At 73.5% G+C, this 16,467-nt stretch carries 16 protein-coding genes; 3 read left to right on the plus strand and 13 right to left on the minus strand.

The window, feature by feature from the left end; translation table 11 throughout:
• The first annotated feature begins 62 nt into the window (after positions 1 to 62).
• Complete coding sequence (locus ASE25_RS12605) at positions 63 to 755, plus strand: SDR family oxidoreductase (RefSeq protein ID WP_056774973.1); 693 nt, start codon at positions 63 to 65, stop codon at positions 753 to 755.
• Here the strand turns inward: ASE25_RS12605 and ASE25_RS12610 are convergent.
• Complete coding sequence (locus tag ASE25_RS12610) at positions 745 to 2,952, minus strand: acyltransferase family protein (protein ID WP_162260608.1); 2,208 nt, start codon at positions 2,950 to 2,952, stop codon at positions 745 to 747. The two genes, ASE25_RS12605 and ASE25_RS12610, sit on opposite strands and share 11 nt — an antisense overlap.
• The gene (locus tag ASE25_RS12615) at positions 2,921 to 4,198 is read right to left on the minus strand and encodes an MFS transporter (protein WP_056825877.1); all 1,278 of its coding nucleotides are present in this window, start codon (positions 4,196 to 4,198) and stop codon (positions 2,921 to 2,923) included. Before ASE25_RS12615 ends, ASE25_RS12610 begins: the two co-directional genes overlap by 32 nt.
• 71 nt (positions 4,199 to 4,269) lie before the next feature.
• On the opposite strand from ASE25_RS12615, the gene ASE25_RS12620 reads away from it, so the two are divergent.
• Complete coding sequence (locus ASE25_RS12620; RefSeq protein WP_082622858.1) at positions 4,270 to 5,199, plus strand: LysR family transcriptional regulator; 930 nt, start codon at positions 4,270 to 4,272, stop codon at positions 5,197 to 5,199.
• Here ASE25_RS12620 and ASE25_RS22790 read toward each other — a convergent pair.
• The 7 genes from ASE25_RS22790 to ASE25_RS12650 all read right to left on the minus strand — a co-directional run bounded on the left by ASE25_RS22790 (position 5,183) and on the right by ASE25_RS12650 (position 10,235).
• On the minus strand, positions 5,183 to 5,359 hold the full coding sequence (locus tag ASE25_RS22790; RefSeq protein WP_156415520.1) for a hypothetical protein: 177 nt from the start codon (positions 5,357 to 5,359) through the stop codon (positions 5,183 to 5,185). The two genes, ASE25_RS12620 and ASE25_RS22790, sit on opposite strands and share 17 nt — an antisense overlap.
• A 102-nt stretch (positions 5,360 to 5,461) precedes the next feature.
• The gene (locus ASE25_RS12625; RefSeq protein ID WP_056825879.1) at positions 5,462 to 6,130 is read right to left on the minus strand and encodes a B12-binding domain-containing protein; all 669 of its coding nucleotides are present in this window, start codon (positions 6,128 to 6,130) and stop codon (positions 5,462 to 5,464) included.
• Positions 6,131 to 6,283: 153 nt separating this feature from the next.
• A complete protein-coding gene (locus tag ASE25_RS12630) occupies positions 6,284 to 6,526 on the minus strand; it encodes a hypothetical protein (RefSeq protein ID WP_056774958.1) in 243 nt (80 codons plus the stop codon).
• 62 nt (positions 6,527 to 6,588) lie between these two features.
• Complete coding sequence (locus ASE25_RS12635) at positions 6,589 to 7,581, minus strand: hypothetical protein (RefSeq protein WP_056825881.1); 993 nt, start codon at positions 7,579 to 7,581, stop codon at positions 6,589 to 6,591.
• A 172-nt stretch (positions 7,582 to 7,753) separates the two neighbouring features.
• Positions 7,754 to 8,110 carry a DUF2853 family protein gene (locus ASE25_RS12640; protein ID WP_235508671.1) on the minus strand — a complete coding sequence of 119 codons (357 nt, stop codon included), beginning with the start codon at positions 8,108 to 8,110 and terminating at the stop codon, positions 7,754 to 7,756.
• A gap of 74 nt (positions 8,111 to 8,184) precedes the next feature.
• Complete coding sequence (locus ASE25_RS12645) at positions 8,185 to 9,183, minus strand: peptidoglycan-binding protein (RefSeq protein WP_056825883.1); 999 nt, start codon at positions 9,181 to 9,183, stop codon at positions 8,185 to 8,187.
• Between the two features lie 56 nt (positions 9,184 to 9,239).
• Positions 9,240 to 10,235, minus strand: a complete 996-nt coding sequence (locus ASE25_RS12650) for a helix-turn-helix transcriptional regulator (protein ID WP_056825885.1) — start codon at positions 10,233 to 10,235, stop codon at positions 9,240 to 9,242.
• Between the two features lie 58 nt (positions 10,236 to 10,293).
• Between ASE25_RS12650 and ASE25_RS12655 the strand changes: the two genes are divergently transcribed.
• The gene (locus ASE25_RS12655; RefSeq protein ID WP_056825886.1) at positions 10,294 to 11,502 is read left to right on the plus strand and encodes a hypothetical protein; all 1,209 of its coding nucleotides are present in this window, start codon (positions 10,294 to 10,296) and stop codon (positions 11,500 to 11,502) included.
• 6 nt (positions 11,503 to 11,508) lie between these two features.
• On the opposite strand, the gene ASE25_RS23705 is transcribed toward ASE25_RS12655, so the two are convergent.
• The 4 genes from ASE25_RS23705 to ASE25_RS12670 all read right to left on the minus strand — a co-directional run bounded on the left by ASE25_RS23705 (position 11,509) and on the right by ASE25_RS12670 (position 16,416).
• On the minus strand, positions 11,509 to 14,502 hold the full coding sequence (locus ASE25_RS23705; protein WP_304437919.1) for a helix-turn-helix transcriptional regulator: 2,994 nt from the start codon (positions 14,500 to 14,502) through the stop codon (positions 11,509 to 11,511).
• 17 nt (positions 14,503 to 14,519) lie between these two features.
• Positions 14,520 to 14,678: a hypothetical protein gene (locus ASE25_RS22795; RefSeq protein ID WP_020143554.1), complete on the minus strand. Its 159-nt coding sequence runs from the start codon at positions 14,676 to 14,678 to the stop codon at positions 14,520 to 14,522.
• 157 nt (positions 14,679 to 14,835) lie between these two features.
• The gene (locus ASE25_RS12665; RefSeq protein WP_082622859.1) at positions 14,836 to 15,762 is read right to left on the minus strand and encodes a nuclease-related domain-containing protein; all 927 of its coding nucleotides are present in this window, start codon (positions 15,760 to 15,762) and stop codon (positions 14,836 to 14,838) included.
• A gap of 57 nt (positions 15,763 to 15,819) precedes the next feature.
• Positions 15,820 to 16,416: a LysE/ArgO family amino acid transporter gene (locus ASE25_RS12670; RefSeq protein ID WP_157623421.1), complete on the minus strand. Its 597-nt coding sequence runs from the start codon at positions 16,414 to 16,416 to the stop codon at positions 15,820 to 15,822.
• Between the last annotated feature and the right edge of the window lie 51 nt (positions 16,417 to 16,467).

A 16,467-nucleotide genomic window follows, 5' to 3' on the forward strand; every position in this document is an offset into this window, starting at 1 on the left:
GGCGAACCGAGCGACCCGGGGCGCACCTTCCGGCCGGCCGTTCGCCGGGTGATGATGGCCGGGTGACCGACCTCGCCTCTGCGCACGTCCTCGTCCTCGGCGCCACCGGCGGCCTCGGCAGCGCGATCGCGAGGCGTCTCGTGGCGTCCGGCGCCCGGGTCAGCGTGTCCGGTCGGGACGGAGCCCGTCTGGAGGCGCTCGCCGACGAGCTCGGCACCGCCGTCGTGACAGTCGTCGCCGCCGACCTGACGATGCCCGACGGACCGGCCTCGGTCGTGCGTGCCGCGAGTGCGGACGCAGCCCTCACGGGGGTCGTCAACGCGGCCGGTGTCGTCGCGTTCGGCACGGTCGAGGACCTCGACGACGACACGCTCGACGAGGTGCTCCTGCTCGACCTCGTCGCGCCGATCCGCCTGGCCCGTGCCGCCCTCGCGGTCATCCCGGAGGGTGGCTTCCTCGCGCAGGTGAGCGCCGTCGTCGCTGAGAAGGCGATGCCCGGGATGGCGGCCTACAGTGCCGCGAAGGCGGGCCTCACCGCCTTCGACGCGGCTCTCGCGACCGAGCTGCGGCGGCGGCGCATCCGGGTCCTCGACGTCCGTCCGCCGCACACCGAGACGGGTCTGGCGACCCGACCGGTCGCCGGCGAGGCGCCGAGGCTGCCGCAGGGGCTCGACCCCGACGCCGTCGCCGAGCGCGTCGTGCGGGCCCTCGCCGACGAGGAGCGCGACCTCCCGTCGACGGCCTTCACAGCCTGACGCCGGAGGCCCTGAGGAGATGGGCGAGGTCGGGGGCGAGCTGGCGGGCGTACTGCACCGACGTGTGGAGGTAGTCGCCCTTGAGCACCGTCCCGGTTGTCGTCGTGAAGATGGGGCACCGTCCGTCGACGCAGTACCAGTGGGTCGTGTCGACGAAGACGGCGTGCTGCACCTTCTTCTCGACGTCGCGCGTGCGCGCCCACCACGTCGGGATGCCGGTGACGCACCGTCCCGGCGACCCACCCGTCCGGTAGCAGTCGAGGAACGCGACGCCCGGCATCGACGGCGCGACGATGACGACGGTGCCGACGCTCCCGCGCACCGCGTCGACGAACGCCTGGTCGGCGGCCAGCCACTCCTTCGCCGAGGCCGCGCCCTTCGCGTGGGACGTGAGGCGGACGGCCCACGAGTACGTCTCGGTCATGATGAGGACCTTCGGCTTCACCTTCCGCACGTAGTCGAGCACCATCTTCCGGTGGTCGACGCAGGGGAGCGCCCACTCGTCCTTGCCGTAGTTTGCGTCGACGCCGTTGACGGCACAGGCGATCTTCGTCATGCCGCGCACCTTGTAGGTCCTGCCGTAGGCCTTCTCGACCGTCGCGAGGAGCGGGAAGCCGATGGAGTCGCCGTAGACGATGATCTCGGGCCCGGCGCGGTTGCCGAAGGTGCACGACTCGGGGTCCTCGGCGTCGGTCGCCGTGCAGGCGCTCATCGCGGCGCGCTGGTCGGCGGTCGTCTGCCACTGGTCGGGTGAGGGGTTGAGGTCGGTCGGCCACGACCCCGACGCGAGGGCGCCTCGGAGCCCGTCCTGGATGCGGGTTCCGCTGGCGCCCAGTGGGATCGGCGTCCAGCTCGTGGACGTGGGCGTCGGCGTGGGGGTCGGCGTGGGGGGCGGCACGGGGGGCGTCGTCCGGGTCGGTGGGCTGGTCGTCGTCGCCGTGGGCGTCGGCTCGAGGGTCTGCGCCGTCGGCGCGGGCACCTCGCCCTCCGGAGGTGGTGGAACAGCGCCATCGGGGTCGTCGGCCGCGACGACGGTGCCACCCGCGAAGAGGTCGGGTCGGGCCGACGCCGCCCCGCCGACCCCGACGACGAGGAGCACGAGCGCCAGGGCGGCGGCCACCATGCTGCGACGCCGCACCCGTGGCGCGTCGAGAACCGGTCGCTCGACGAGGTGGTGCGAGATGACGGCCAGCGCGAGCGTCGCCGTGAGGACGATCGCCGCGCTCGTCGCGCCCGTGGTCGTGAGCACGACCGGGGCGAGCACGACGAGCGGGAAGTGCCAGAGGTAGAGCCCGTAGGAGATGTCGCCGACGTAGCCGCTCACCGGGTTCGTCAGCAGCACCGCTCCCGGTGCCGGCGCACCGATCCCAGCGACGAGCACGAGCACGGTGCCGACGGCGACCCCGAGCGCCGCCGGCCAGGGGATGCCCGTGCCCGGCGTGACGAGGACGTATGCCGTCACGACCGTCGCGAGGCCCGCCCAGGACAGCGCGGTGCGGGCTGCGGGAGCCAGCCGGACGGCATACCGGGGCACGGTGGCGAGCGCGGCGCCGAGCGCGAGCTCCCACGCGCGGGTCAGCGTCGAGAAGTAGGCGGTCGTCGGGTCGGAGGAGGTCGAGGCGGCTGCCCAGACGAGGGACGCGACGCCGACGGCCGCCGCGAGGCTGCCGATCGCCACCCGGTGTCGGCGCACACCTCCCGCGATGGCGACGACAAGCACGACGAGCAGCGGCCACACGAGGTAGAACTGCTCCTCGACCCCCAGCGACCAGTAGTGCAGGAGCGGCGAGGGCGCCGAGCCGGTATCGAAGTACGTGTCGGCGCGGGCGGCGTAGTGCCAGTTCGCGGCGAAGAGCATCGCCCACAGGGCGTCCGTGTGGATCGAGGCGACCTTGGCGGCCGCCCACGCCCACGGCGCGATGGCGACGACGGCGGCGATGACGAGCAGCGCGAGCGGCAGGATCCGTCGGGCCCGGCGGATCCAGAAGGCGCGCAACGAGATCCGTCCCGTGCGGTCGCGCTCGCGGACGAGCACCCCGGTGATGACGAAGCCGGACACGAGGAAGAAGGCGTCGACCCCGAGGTAGCCGCCGCTCGGCCAGCCGAAGAGGTGGAAGGCGATGACGGCGGTCACGGCCACGGCCCGGAGGCCCTGGATGTCCGCCCTACGCGGTCCCCCCACCGGACCGTCGCTCATGCGGGACAGCATGCACCGCGCGGGCCTCCGGGGAGACCGTAACGCCGGTGCCGATCCGATCGCGGCCGGGCAGCGCGGTCAGGGCGAGCGCCAGGGCGACCGCGGCGAGCACGACCACGGCGCCCACGACGGCGCGCCAGCCGGGTCCCGACCACGCGTAGCCGAGCAGCCAGCCGACGAGGGCGGACCCGCTGTAGTAGGCGACGTTGTAGAGCGCGGTCGCCTGGGCGCGCCCGGTCGTCGCCCGGGCGCCGACCCAGGCGGAGGCCGTCGCGTGGGCGGCGAAGAAGCCGGCCGTGAGGACGAGGAGGCCGACGACGACGACGGGCAGCGCGCCCGACAGCGTGAGCAGGGCGCCGACGGCCATGGTCACGGTGCCCGAGGCGAGCACGCGCCGCCGCCCGAGACGCGGCACCCAGCGGCCGGTGAGGCGCGAGCTGACGGTCCCGGCGGCATAGGCGGCGAAGATCAGCGACCCGACCGTCGCGGGCAGCGCGAACTCCGGGCCCTCGAGCCGGAAGGCGAGGTAGTTGTAGACCGCGACGAAGCCGCCCATGAGGAGGGCCCCCTGGCCGTAGAGCGCCAGCAGCGCCGGGTCCCGCAGGCTCGTGCGTATGCCGTCCACGACGGTCCGCGCGGTGGCTGCGGTCGTCGGTCGGTAGCCACGCGCCCGCGGCATGAGCCGCAGGAAGACGACCGACGCGACGGCACACACGGCGGCCACCGTGAGCAGGGCCGGGCGCCAGCCGACGACGCCCGCGAGCGGTCCGGCGATGAGCCGCCCGGCTGCACCACCGATCGTCGTGCCGGAGATGTAGGCAGCCGCAGCCGCTGCCGTGTGGCGGGCGTGCACCTCGTCGTGGAGGTAGGTGACGGCGAGCGCGGGCAGCCCACCGAGGGCCATCCCCTCGACGAGGCGCAGGGCGAGCAGGGCCTCGATCCCGGGCGCGAGCGCGACGGCGACGCCGAGCACGGTCGAGGCGACGATGGCCACCTGCATGGCGCGCAGCCGACCGACGCGGTCGGCGATCCACGACCACGGCAGCACCGCGACGGCGACGCCGAGGGTCGCGAGCGAGACCGACAGGGCCGCATCGGCGGGGCTGACCTCGAGGCCGCGCGCGAGGGTGGGCAGCAGCCCCTGGGGTGAGTAGAGCTGCGCGAACGTCGCGATGCCGGCGGCACCGAGCCCGACGAGGATGCGGCGGTACTCGCGGCTCGCGGGGAGGTGTCCGGCCCAGGTCATGCGCTCGACGCTAGGTCGGTCAGGTCGTGCGCACCAATGCATACCAGAGGCCCGACGCATACGATCAGAGCATGAGACCTGCCGATTCCCGGGCCGTCGTGCGGTTGCTGCCCGTCTTCGTCGTCGTCGCGGAGGTCGGCCAGGTGACGACCGCGGCCGCCGTCCTCGGCATGCCGCAGCCGACCGTCAGTCGGGCCCTGGCCCGCCTCGGGGAGCTGCTCGGCACCCCCGTCGTCGAGCGGGACGGGCGCGGGATCGCCCTGACCGCGGCCGGCCGGGCGCTGCTGCCCTTCGCGCAGGAGGGGGTGGGTGCGCTCGAGCGCGGTGTCGACGTCGTGACCGGGTCGAGCGTCGTCGGGCACGGCACGGTCGGTCTGTCGTTCCAGACCCTGCTCGGGGAGGCGGTCGTGCCGGCCCTGATCCGCCGATTCCGCGACCGCTTCCCGGGCGTGCGGTTCGAGCTGGCCCAGGGCTCACGGCAGAAGGCCCTCGACGACTTCGCGGCCGGCCGCTGCTCCGTCGCGCTCGTCGCGTCGCCACCGTCACTGCCCGGTGCGTCGACCACGGTGCTCTACGACGAGCCCCTCGTCGTCGCCGTGCACCGGTCGCACCCGGCCGCCGGAGCGGGCTCGGTCTCCGTCGAGCGTCTGGCCGCCGACGGGGGCGACGAGCTCATCGTCCTCAAGACCGGCTTCGGCCTGCGTGGCCGCGTCGAGGAGATCTACGCCGACGCCGGGGTGCCGCTGCGCGTGGCCTTCGAGGCCGAGGACGTCCACACCGCAAGGGGACTCGTCGGTGCAGGCCTCGGCGTCGCGATCCTCCCGGACTTCGCCCCGGAGGGCGACGTGGTGCCCGTCCGGCTCGACCACCCGCAGGCGCAACGGACCATCGGCGCGATGGTGCGCAACCCCGCGCACGACCCGACGATCGCCGCCTTCGAGGAGTTCGTGGGCCGGTCGGGGCGGCCGGTGGCGCTCGCCGCGCTCAGCCGGCCATCCTGACCACGACGGTGATCAGCCCGGCGACGAGGAGGGCGGCGGCGGCGATGCCCGCGAAGACGAGCCCGATCCGCTGGTCGCGCCCCGTGCGACCGGGTCCCTCCACGGGCTCCGACCCGACCTGGTCGACGAGGTGCTGCGGGCCGTTCGGTCCTGCGTTCATGGGAGCTCCATCGGTCGGGTCCTGCGGGTCACGGTGCCTGGGCACGGCAAACGAGCCTAGCGCCGAACAGGTCACGCGCGCGGTGGGCAGGCCGGCCTGTCGTCAGACAGCCGTGGACTCGTCGATCTGCGTGGCGGACTCGCCGAGGGCCTCGTGGAGGGTGCGGGCGCCGCGGACGGGATCGCCGTCGAGGCGGGTCGCGTGGCACAGCTGGGCGACCTCGTCGGTGGCGCCAGCCGCGGCGAGGTGTACCGGCGTGGACTTGGCGACGCGGCGCAGCGCCGGCGCGTGGGCGGCGAAGGCCGTGGCCCGGCGTGCCGCGACGACGACGACCGCGGGCTGGAGCGTCCGGCAGGTGAGGGCGAGCTCGGCGGCGGGCGTGTCGGCACCGAGGTAGCAGGTGCGCCAGCCGAGGCGCGAGAGCACGATCGAGGTGGCCATGAGCCCGAACTCGTGCTGCTCGCCGGGCATGCAGGCGAGCACGGCGAGGGGGCCCTCGGGTCGTTCGTCGGCCCCCATGAGCACCGAGAGCCGCGAGCGCAGGACGTTGCTCGCGAAGTGCTCCTGCGCCACGCCGATCGACCCGGCCGACCACCGTTCACCGAGCCCGTGGAGGTAGGGGAGCACGACGAGCGAGAGGGCGTCCTCGACGCCGAGCTCGTCGAAGACCTGGGTGAGGATGCGGTGCCCGCCGGTCTCGTCGAACGCCTCGAGCGTCTGCTCGAGGTGGTCCATCCACTCGCGGGGCGTGGTGCGGCGCGGCGTCGGCATGGCGGGATCCTCGCGGGTGGGACGGGGACCCGGGACGTCACCCGGGTCCGAACTGACGCGACGTACCCAGTCGGGCCGTTGTCCCCACCGGCCGTGACCGAATCGTGGCCCGGGGCGCCGGACCACCCCTGCGAGCAGGCTCGACGGGTGGCGCTAGAGGTCGCTCATCATCGAGACGGAGCACGACCCGGCCCGTGTGGGCACGTGGTGCGGCGTCGGCGCCGACGGCAGGCGCACGTCGGCGAGCGAGGTCGTGACGACGGGGGCGACCGGAGCCACCGTCCGGGGTGCGGCGACGGCCGACGATCCGGCCAGGGCCGTGAGGGCGACGAGTGCCGAGCCCGCGACGGCGGTCAGGGCGCTGCGACGGGTCAACCTGCTGCGGCGCGTGTCCATCTGTCCAGTGTGCGCCCGTACGGCCGCCGGGTCCATGGGGGACCCGACGGCATACGTCCTCGTCATCCGGCCGGGAGGCGGGTGACCCAGAAGGGTGCCGTGTCGGGTGAGGGGATCCCGAAGCGGGCGTTGACGACCCAGAGCGACCCGAGCGCGGCCGTGGCGGTCGACGGCACGTCGAGTCCGGCGTCGGTGAGCGTGGCGACCCACCGGCCGCGCAGCTCGCCGGCGTGAGTCCGGAGCCGCACGACGCTGACGTCCTGGGGGCCGCTCCCGCGCACGTTGTAGAGGGTCCGGCCCACGAGCTCCAGCCCGTCGCCGCTCGTGATCGGGGGTCCACCGGTGACGGCGATCCGGCGGGCGACGCCGGATGCCGGGTCGACCTGCCAGAGACCGCCCACGCGGCTGTGGTTGAGGACGATCGGTCCGTGTGGGAGGGTGCGGATCCCGTTGGCGTTGAAGGTGTTCGGGGGACTCGTCGGCCAGTCGCCGATGAGGTTCACGAACTCGGCCGGGGCCCAGGACGGGCGGCCGTGGCGGGTGAGTCGCACGATCGTGAGGCGGTCGACGTTCGAGTCGGTGGCCCACACGGCGCGACGGGTGACGACGAGGTCGTTGAGGAAACCCGCCCCGGGGACCACGGTGTCGCCGACGACGGCTCCCGACCGGGCGTCCACGGCCCAGACGTGTCCGACGGTGCCGAGCGAGCCCACGGCCCAGACGAGCCCTGTGCGGGAGTCGAAGTAGAGGCCGCGCAGCGATCGTCCGGCCTCGGGGGCGAGAAGGGTGCGGACGGCTCCGGTGCGGAGGTCGCCCGTAACGATGCGGCCGTCGGCGACGGAGCCGACGTAGAAGGTCGGCCCCGGCCCGGACGTGATGCCCTCGGGGCGGGTCCCGACCGGGAGGTCGATGCGCGACGGGAGGCGGCCGCGGCGAAGGCCCTGCTCGGCGGAGGCGACGGGAGCGGTGAGGGCGGTGACGGCGACGGCAGCAGCCGAGCCGAGGACGAGGCGACGCGAGGGAGTGCCATGGTGCACGGCGTTGTGGTTGTCCATCCTCCATGGTGAGCGGACGGCCGACCGGAAATCGAGGGGCGGCCGGTGAACCTTTGACCCGGGTGTGTCGTTGCACCCGGGCCACCGCCCCGGAAACAGACCGTGTGCCGCCTGGCCCGGCCAGGCGGCATACGTTCGTCCGCGTCCGAAGGGACGCGGTCAGCAGCGGAGGTCAGCGGAAGAGGTCGAGCTTCCCGTGCTTCTCGGCCAGCAGGTAGTAGACGGTGACGCGGTTCTTCGTGCGGTCGCCCTTGAGCGTCTGCCCGACCTCAGCCAGGGAGGCGTCGAGATCGGCGTCGGAGTCGGTGAGGCCGAGCTTCTTCTTCATGAATCCGTCACGCACGCGGTCGGTCTCGCTCTTGTCGCTGAACGACACCAGTGCCGAGTCGCGCTTCTGCAGCGCGATGCCGCAGTGCCGGACGACGGCCCTTGATCGCGGCGTCGTCGGCGTCGGGGGAGTACTTCTTGACGTCTGCTGCCCAGTCTTCTGCCATGTGCCGTGCCCCTCTTCGTTGAATGGCGTGAACACCACAGACGCTAGACCTGAAACCCCCGTCGGAGAGGGGTCCTCGCTGGGAAGTTCCGGGGAGAACCGTTCGCTTGTCAGACGGTGAGCATCGCCCAGGTGCGGGCGCCCACGACGCCGTCGGCCGCGAGCCCCCGGGACTGCTGGAAGGCCTGCGTCTTCGTCGCGGTCATCGCGCCGAAGACGCCGTCGGCCGTGAGGCTGTAGCCCCGGTGGGTCAGCAGCTTCTGCGCGGCGACGACGGCCTGGCCGCTCGAGCCGCGCTTGACGGAGACGACGAGCGCCGACCAGGTCTTCGGTCCGACGACACCGTCGACCGCGAGGCCCTTGGAGCGCTGGAACGAGATGACGCGGCTCTGGGTCGTCGGTCCGAACGAGCCGTCGACGGTGAGGCTGAACCCGCGCTGGCGCAGCAGGTGCTGGATGGCCGTGACGCGGAAGCCGCTCGCCCCGCGCTTGACCGTGGTCCAGGCGATCGGGGCGGGCGTCGGGGTGCCGCCACCGCCGCCGATCCGCTGGGCGAGGGCCGCGAGGCGAGCATCCCCGGGGCGGACGTTGATCTCGAAGTGCATCTCGTCCTTGCGGCCCGAGTAGTCCCCGCCCCAGCGCACGACTCCGTTGCAGGAGTTCAGGATCGAGCGGATGTGCGAGCGCTGCGTCGCCGTGAAGGTGCCCGACGTGCCGAGCGGGTGGCGCGGGGCGTTGAGGTCGATGGCCGTGCCGCTCGAGTGGTTCGACAGGGTGGTGCTCCCCGAGATCGGACGGTAGCTGTGGCCCCAGCACCAGCCCTTGACGAGCGCCTCGACCTCGCTGTTGAAGCGGCGGGCGACGTAGCCGAGGACGATGTGGACGTCACCACGGCGGACGCCTGCCGGGAAGGTCGCGGCGCCGACGGCCAAGGTGGCGAGCGGGACGGTCGACGTTGAGCCGGCCGGCCAGCCGTTCTGCGACGTGGCGGCCTGGGCGGCGGTGGCCGTGGCGGCGACGAGTCCGCCGCCGATGAGGAGGCCGCCCGCGCCGCGGATCAGTGTGCGGCGCCCGACGGCGGGACTGGTGGTTTCGTGGAGCTCACACATGACTACCCCTGAGCGTGTGTCGGTGGCTGGACGCGGGCGCGTCCGCAGCGCCGACGCTAGGGGCGAGCGGCGTTGCGGTACATGGGGAGAACTCCCCGACCAGAGGCCACGAGGGCGTCGCCCAGGGCGGTGCGCCAGTAGAGCACCTCGCGTCCCGACCGTCGGCGCAGCACGGTGCCCGAGGCGAGCAGCACCTTGAGGTGGTCGCCGACCGAGCCCAGCGGCATACCCGTGCGGGCGACGAGCGCGCTCGTGCTCGACGGTCCGTCGAGGGCGCGCAGCAGCCGTGCCCGAGCGCTGCCGACGAGGCGCTCGAGCCCGTCGTCTGCCTGGCCGTCGACCTCGGCGAGGGCTCCGGTCACGGGGTAGTAGATGGCGTAGCGACGGGGGAGGTCCCAGCCGACCCACGTGGCGGTCCCGTGGGCGGGCACGAAGTAGAGGTCGGCGTCGTCGTCGAGGACGCGCGAGGGCAGGTCGTAGCGGTTGATCCGGAGCTGGCCGTCGCCGAGCCACTCGCGGTCGCGGCCGAGGTCACGCAGCACGGCGGCCCAGCCGTGGGTCGCGAGGCGCGCCGTCCGCGACACGATGTCGGCACGCAGGATGCGCTCGCGGCGGCCCCAGTCGCTGGCGAGGGCGTGCGTCCACACCCACTCGAGCAGCTGGGCCGCCTGCTCGGCCGTGCCCGGTCGGCTGAGGATGCGCGGCAGCGACGCCTCGGGGGTGCTCTCGCGCAGGTAGGCGCGAATTCGCTTGTCCCCCAAGGTTCGCACGTCATCGACCTCGTCGGCGAAGCTGCGACCCGGACCGTCTGGCGGGAGTGCGAGCCAGTCGGAGATCCATCCCGTGCGCCAGCTGTGGTCGAGGACGGCACGCCGCACGGGGTGCTCGGCGAGCATCGCCTCGAACGACTCGCGGTGCGCGGCGGCGAAGGCCCGCCCCGCGGCGTCGCTGGGCCGCACGAGGTCGTTGAGGGCGGCCACCGTCTCGATGCGCGGTGACACCACGAAGCGGCTCCGCGCCAGCAGGTCGGCCGAGATCCGCCACGTCCCCATGTTTCGCCTCCGTCCGAAAGATTAGCGGCCCGGGTCGCGACTCGTCAGGGTGGAGCGAGTGAAGACCTACCGCCAGCTGTTCGCCATCCGTGAGTTCCGGGTCCTCTTCCTCGTCCAGTGCATCAACATCGGGTCGTATGCCGTCGCGTCCCTCGCGCTCGGCACCATCACCTTCGCCGCCACGGGGTCGCCGGTCCTGACGGCCCTCGCGATGTTCGGCGCGCCGCTCATGCGCATCGTCGGCCAGACCCTCTTCGGCTCCGGCTCCGACCTGGTCCGCCCGCGCACCGCGCTGCTGCTCGTCTTCACGACGACGATGGTCACCGACCTGCTGCAGGCGATCCCGGGCCTGGCCTGGGGCTGGCGTTTCGCCCTGCTCGCGGTCGGCCCGCTCATCACCTCGGCGCTCGGCGGCAGCATGATGGCGCTCGTCTCCGACATCCTCCCGCCCGACGGCTTCATCCTCGGCCGGGCGACGATGAACATCGCGGTCGGCGGCATGCAGATCGTCGGCTACGGCATCGGGGGCCTGCTCCTCATCACCTTCACGACGACCGAGCTCTTCCTCGGTTCGGGTGTCGCCCTCCTCGTCGCGGTCGTGCTGCTCCGCCTCGGCCTCTCGGACCACCCGCCGCGGCACGCGGCCACCTCCCTCGTGCGCCGCACCCGCGAGGTCAACCGAGCCCTGCTCGGGTCGCGCGTCATCCGTCCGATCTACCTGACGTTGTGGGTGCCCAACGGGCTCATCGTCGGGTGCGAGGCACTCTTCGTGCCGTTCGCGGGCGAGCGCGCGGGCTACCTCTTCGCCGTCACCGCCGCCGGCATGCTGCTCGGCGACGTCGTCGTCGGGCGCTTCCTCGCCGTGGCCGTGCGCGACCGGCTCATCGGCCCGCTGCGGCTCCTGCTCGCGATCCCCTACCTCGCCTTCTTCGCCGTCCCGTCGCTTCCGTATGCCGCCGCGCTGGCCTTCGTCGCGTCCGTGGGCTACTCGGCGAGCCTGCCCCTGCAGGAGCGGCTGGTGACGCACACCGACGCGCAGGCGCGAGGCCAGGTCTTCGGGCTGCAGGGCACGGGCCTCATGGTGGGCCAGGCCCTCGGGGCGCTGCTCGGCGGCGTCGTCGCGAGCTCCCTGGGGATGGGGCCGGCCGCGGCCGCGCAGGCGATGGGCGTCATGGCCGTCGCCTCGGTGGTCGTCTCGGTCGCCCTCACCCCCGGTCTGCGTCGGTCGCGGCCGGCGACCGAGGTCCTCGAGGCCGCCGCGGCCTGATCGCACTCAGCCGGTCACGAGCCCACGTCGCCGCGCGATGGCGGCCGCCTCGGTGCGACCGGAGGCGCCGAGCTTGGCCAGGAGGTTGGAGACGTGGACGCTCACGGTCTTGGTGCTGATGTAGAGCTGCTTGCCGATCTGACCGTTGGTCAGGCCCTGCGCCAGCAGCGCGAGCACCTCGAGCTCACGCGGGGTGAGGTCGACCGTCACGCCGCCGGGGCGCACCGCGTCGAGCTCGGCGAGGAGCGGCTTCGCTTCGAGCCTGACGGCCTCCTCGCGGGCCAGCTCGGCGACCGTGCGGGACTCGACGTCCTCGCCCGCGGCCCGCAGGGCCTCGGCGAGCCGCGCCCGCGAGCGGGCGGTCTCGAAGACGTGGCCGTAGCGCTCGAACGCCGCGACGCTCTCGCGCCACGCGTCGACGAGCTCGGTCACCGGCGGCGGCTCCTCGACCCCGGCGACCCGCTGAAGCCGCAGCACCTCGGCCTCGAGCCGCGCGGTCCACGCCCACGTCTCGCGGCTCGTGTCCTCGAGCGACTCGGCGGCCGCGCGCTCGAACTTCGGACGGCTCGCCTTCTCGACGGCGGGCCGCAGCTCGCTGATGCGGCGGCCGCGATCGGCGAGCTCCTCGACGACGGCGACGGCGCGGGCCCGGAGCGCCGGGTCGGCCCGCGGTACGAGCGCTGCAGCCTGCCCGGCCACGAGCGCGGCGAGCCGCACGACGGCGTGGTACTCGCCCCAGGTGGCGTCGAGGACGCGGACGGCCTCCTCGGTGAGGTCGAGCATCCCTCCGAGGTCGCCCGTCTGGCCGAGCACGTCGACGGCGGGCATGGTCGTCAGCACGACGCACAGGCCGTCGACGGGCCACCACTCCCGCATCGCCCCGATGAGGTCGGGGTCGACGGGGTCTCCGCGACCGGCGTGCACGAGCAGGGCGGCGCCGGTGAAGATCGTGCGCCCCGGCTGCGGGGCCGGTCGCCCCGCGAGGTCGAGGCGTCGAGCCGCGCCGTCCCAGTCGCCGAGCTCGTAGGCCGTGAGTCCGCCGAGCAGGCGGCACTCCTGCCCCCAGGGTGCCCACTCTCGGTGCATCCGCCGGGCGACGGCGGCCCCGCGGTCGTAGAGCTCGAGCGACCCGGGAAGGTCGCCGCGGCGGTGCGCGAGGGACGCGAGCTGGTGCAGGGCGCGAAGGAGGAGGGGGTCGTCTGGATCGATGTCGGCGACGATCGAGCGAAGGTGCGTCTCGACCGAGTCGAGGTCCTCCTGCGCCTCGAGGATGCGAGCCATGATGGTGCGCACCTCGGCGAGCGCGCCGCCGAGTCCGAGACGCTCGGCGAGCAGGGACACCTCGTTGCCGACGACGGCGGCTTCGACGAACGAGCCGTTGTCGACGAGAGCCTGCACTCGGGCGACGAGCACCCGGACCCGGCGCTCGTCGGCCTCCTCGCCGATGAGCGACAGGGCCTCGTCGGTCAGGGCGATGGAGTCGATCGGCAGGTCGAGGATGCGCGAGCGGATGACGAGCGTCGAGAGCAGGTCGGCGCGCGCGCCCGGGTCCTGCGCGGTGCCGGGATGGTCCAGCCGGTCGCGCAGCAGGTCCATGGCTCGGATCGGCTCACCGGCGACCATCGCCGCGCGCGAGGCCCGGAGGGTCACCTCGTCGCGTTCGGGGTCGTCCTCGTCGAGCCACGAGAGCGCGCGCTCGAGGAGCAGCAGCGCCTCCTGCGGACCGCCGACGGCCATGGCGGCCTCGGCCGCGGCTCGACTCGCGCGGACCGCCGTCGGCAGGTCGCCCACGGCGGCGGCGTGGCGGGCCAGCTCGGACGCGGGGGCGAGCTCGGGACGCTCGGCCAGCACGGCGGCATACGCCCGGTGGAGCCGTAGGCGCTCGCCGGGCAGGAGGCTGTCGGCCACGGCCTCACCGAGGAGGGCGTGGCGGAAGGTGTAGGCCGGCGGCCAGCGGGCCTCGAGGACGTGGTGCTCCACCGCGGCGGCCAGCGCGGCCTCGAGCGTCTCGTCGGGGAGGTCGACGACGCGGGAGAGGAGGTCGTGGCCGATGAACTGCCCGCCCTTGAGGGCGATGGCCCGGAGCACGCGCTGGGCGGTGTCGTCGAGCTGCTCGACGCGGGCGCGGAGCACGCGGCTCAGGCCGCCGGTCAGGCCCTGGCCGGCCGCGGCGCTCGCGACGAGCTCCTCGGCGAAGAACGGGTTGCCCTCGGAGCGGCGGGCGATCTCGGCGTTCGTCGCGGCGTCGGTCGGGGCGCCCTCGATGCCGGAGACGAGCTCTCGCACGGCGTCGTCGGGGAGCGGGGCGAGCTCGACGTGCTCGAGCCCCGCGATGCGCGCCCACACGGCGAGCGTCTCGTGCAGGGGGTGGCGGCGGTAGAGGTCGTCGGAGCGGTAGGTCACGACGAGGCCGACCGCGTGCGTGAAGCCACGGGTCAGCAGGAGGGTGATGAGGTCGCGCGAGGAGTGGTCGGCCCAGTGGACGTCCTCGACGACGAGGAGGGACGGCTGGGCGTCGCCGAGCGCGGACAGCAGCGCGTGCACGGCCTCGGCGACCTGGCCGGGGTCGGTGCTGCGTCCGGAACGGTCCCGGTCGGGTGCGTCGGTGCGCCCCGGCAGCAGGTGGCCGAGGCTCGGGTGGGTCTCGAGCACACGCTCGACGACGTCGGGATGGCCTGCGTCGATGGTGCCGACGAGCTCGACGAAGGGCAGGTAGGCGAGGCTGCTGCCGGCCTGGCCGACGCAGTGACCGACGGCGGTGAACCAGTCGGACGCGGTGGCCTCGGTGACGAGGTGCCCCACGATGCGGGACTTGCCGATGCCGGCGTCGCCCGACAGCACGACGACGCCACCGGGCCGGGCACCCGGGGTGGGGCGCAGTCCGATGGCGTCGGCGAGACGGGACAGGTCGGTGTCCCGCCCGATGAGGGGGCCCGTGCTGAGCGGCATACGCGGAATCATCGCGTACTCCGCCGACAGGAGCGGGACGGTCGGCGACACGGGTCGCGTCGCCGTCGTCACCGCGCGCGGCCCGGGTTGTTCTCCTCTCGGGAGACCCGCGCCATGGTGCGGCGCATGATCTCGAGCGACGAGTCGCGGCGGACGCGGCGACGCTGCGGGTAGCGGGACTCGATCTCGACCTGGACGGTGCGGAAGTCGATGTACTGGGTGGTCATGGTCTTTCCTCTGCTCGTGCCGTTCTGGACTTCTCCAGACTCGGTTGCTGAGGTAGACCCCCACATCGGACGACCGCCCTATCCCTGCCCGCCGACTACCTCAGATCCGATGGCGTATGCCGGGTGGACCCGTCTGAGGTAGTCGCCCGGTGGCTTTTCAGGCGGGCGGGAAGGCAGCCGCCAGCCGATCGCGCACGGCTGCGACGTCCACGGTCGCGAGCGACGCCGTGTCGCGGGTGGGCGGCGTCGCCGTGACGAGCTGCACGAGGCGCTGGGACCACAGCACGTGAACTCCGCAGGTCACGAAGGCACCACCGATGAGCGGCCAGTCGGCGGCGACGAAGCACAGCACCCCCGTCACGGGGACGGTCGGGTCGTCGACGGCCGTGCGGACGATGTCGACCTGCCCCAGCACCCCGTCGACGAGCTTCGTGCAGTCCCTTCCACCGACGACGAGCTTCTCGGTGCGGGGCCGAAAGAGGCCGCCCTCGACGCGGAGGGCGGGCCTGCCCTTGTACTTCTTCGCGTCGACGACGAAGATGCCGTGGCGCGAGACGACGACGTGGTCGATGTTGGCCCGCGTCCTGGGAATGCGCCGATCGTGCAGCACGGCGAGGTCGTCACCCACGAGGGCGTCGAGACGGCCGCCCACGAACTGCTCGCCCTCCGCGCCGGTGTCCCACGCCCGGGTGCTCTGCGGCTCCTCGGTGATGGCGAGGAGGAATCCGCCGATGCGTGGGTGGCGCTCGCGGACGCGTCGCTCCCGGGCGTCGCGCCGCCGTTCGAACTCGCGCCGCGCCGACCCCCCGGCCTGGCCGCTGGTTTCCCGGGCCGGCTCGGGCTGGAGGGACGGCTGGGCCCGTGGTTCGTCGGGGACGACGGCCACGCCGACGTCGTCGCACTCCGGGGTGACCGTCTTGGCCGACTCACCCGGGCACTCGAGGCAGCGCACGGTCCGGCTCGACCGTTCGTAGACGGCACGGGTACCTGCTGGGAGCGGGGCGGCGCACCGTCGGCACGTGCCGGCATACCGAAGCCTCATGCGTTTGTCGTCGCCGACGTCGGCGACGTCCCCCGTGCTCACGCAGCAGAGGTTAGGTCGAGTCCTTCCGTCGCGCAGGCCAACGAGCGAATCGGGCGTTCAGCCGAGGAGGAGGGTGGCGGCGATGGTGAACATGACGACGGCGATCGCGACGTCGAGAACGCGCCACGTGGCCGGCCGCGCGAAGAGCGGCGCGAGCAGGCGCGCGCCGTAGCCGAGCGAGGTGAACCACACGACGCTGGCGAGCGCGGCCCCACCGGCGAACCACCACCGTCCGTCCGGACCGTGCTGGTTGGCGAGCGACCCGACGAGCAGCACGGTGTCGAGGTAGACGTGCGGGTTGAGCCAGGTGAGCGCGAGGACCGTCGCGAGCACGCCGCTGCGCGACCGCTGGGTGCCGCCGGCCTCGAGGCCCTTGGGGTGGCGCGCGTTGCGCAGGCACAGCAGGCCGTAGCCGACGAGGTATGCCGCCCCGACCCACCGCACGACCGTCAGCAGTCCCGGGTGGGCCGTGACCAGACCGCCCACGCCGAGCACGCCGGCGAGGACGAGGACGGCGTCGCTCACGGCGCAGACGGCGACGACGAGCCCGACGTGGTGACGCGCGAGGCCGGTGCGGAGCACGTAGGCGTTCTGCGCGCCGATGGCCACGATGAGCGAGGCCATGGTGAGGAAGCCGGGCACGAGGGAGGTCACGCCCTCGACCGTAGAGGGAACGTGACCTTCAGTGAAGCGAAGGTTTCTTCA

It is taken from the genome of Terrabacter sp. Root85 (assembly GCF_001429185.1).
In the GTDB taxonomy this organism is placed as follows: Bacteria; Actinomycetota; Actinomycetes; order Actinomycetales; family Dermatophilaceae; genus Terrabacter.

Excerpts from the sequence above, each read along its gene's own strand:
- ASE25_RS12615 (WP_056825877.1), bottom strand. The coding sequence starts at position 4,198 with ATGACCTGGGCCGGACACCTCCCCGCGAGCCGCGAGTACCGCCGCATC.
- ASE25_RS12645 (WP_056825883.1), bottom strand. The coding sequence starts at position 9,183 with ATGTGTGAGCTCCACGAAACCACCAGTCCCGCCGTCGGGCGCCGCACA.
- ASE25_RS22790 (WP_156415520.1), bottom strand. The coding sequence starts at position 5,359 with ATGAACGCAGGACCGAACGGCCCGCAGCACCTCGTCGACCAGGTCGGG.
- ASE25_RS12610 (WP_162260608.1), bottom strand. The coding sequence starts at position 2,952 with ATGAGCGACGGTCCGGTGGGGGGACCGCGTAGGGCGGACATCCAGGGC.
- ASE25_RS12630 (WP_056774958.1), bottom strand. The coding sequence starts at position 6,526 with ATGGACACGCGCCGCAGCAGGTTGACCCGTCGCAGCGCCCTGACCGCC.
- ASE25_RS12625 (WP_056825879.1), bottom strand. The coding sequence starts at position 6,130 with ATGCCGACGCCGCGCCGCACCACGCCCCGCGAGTGGATGGACCACCTC.
- ASE25_RS22795 (WP_020143554.1), bottom strand. The coding sequence starts at position 14,678 with ATGACCACCCAGTACATCGACTTCCGCACCGTCCAGGTCGAGATCGAG.
- ASE25_RS12635 (WP_056825881.1), bottom strand. The coding sequence starts at position 7,581 with ATGGACAACCACAACGCCGTGCACCATGGCACTCCCTCGCGTCGCCTC.
- ASE25_RS12650 (WP_056825885.1), bottom strand. The coding sequence starts at position 10,235 with ATGGGGACGTGGCGGATCTCGGCCGACCTGCTGGCGCGGAGCCGCTTC.
- ASE25_RS12620 (WP_082622858.1), top strand. The coding sequence starts at position 4,270 with ATGAGACCTGCCGATTCCCGGGCCGTCGTGCGGTTGCTGCCCGTCTTC.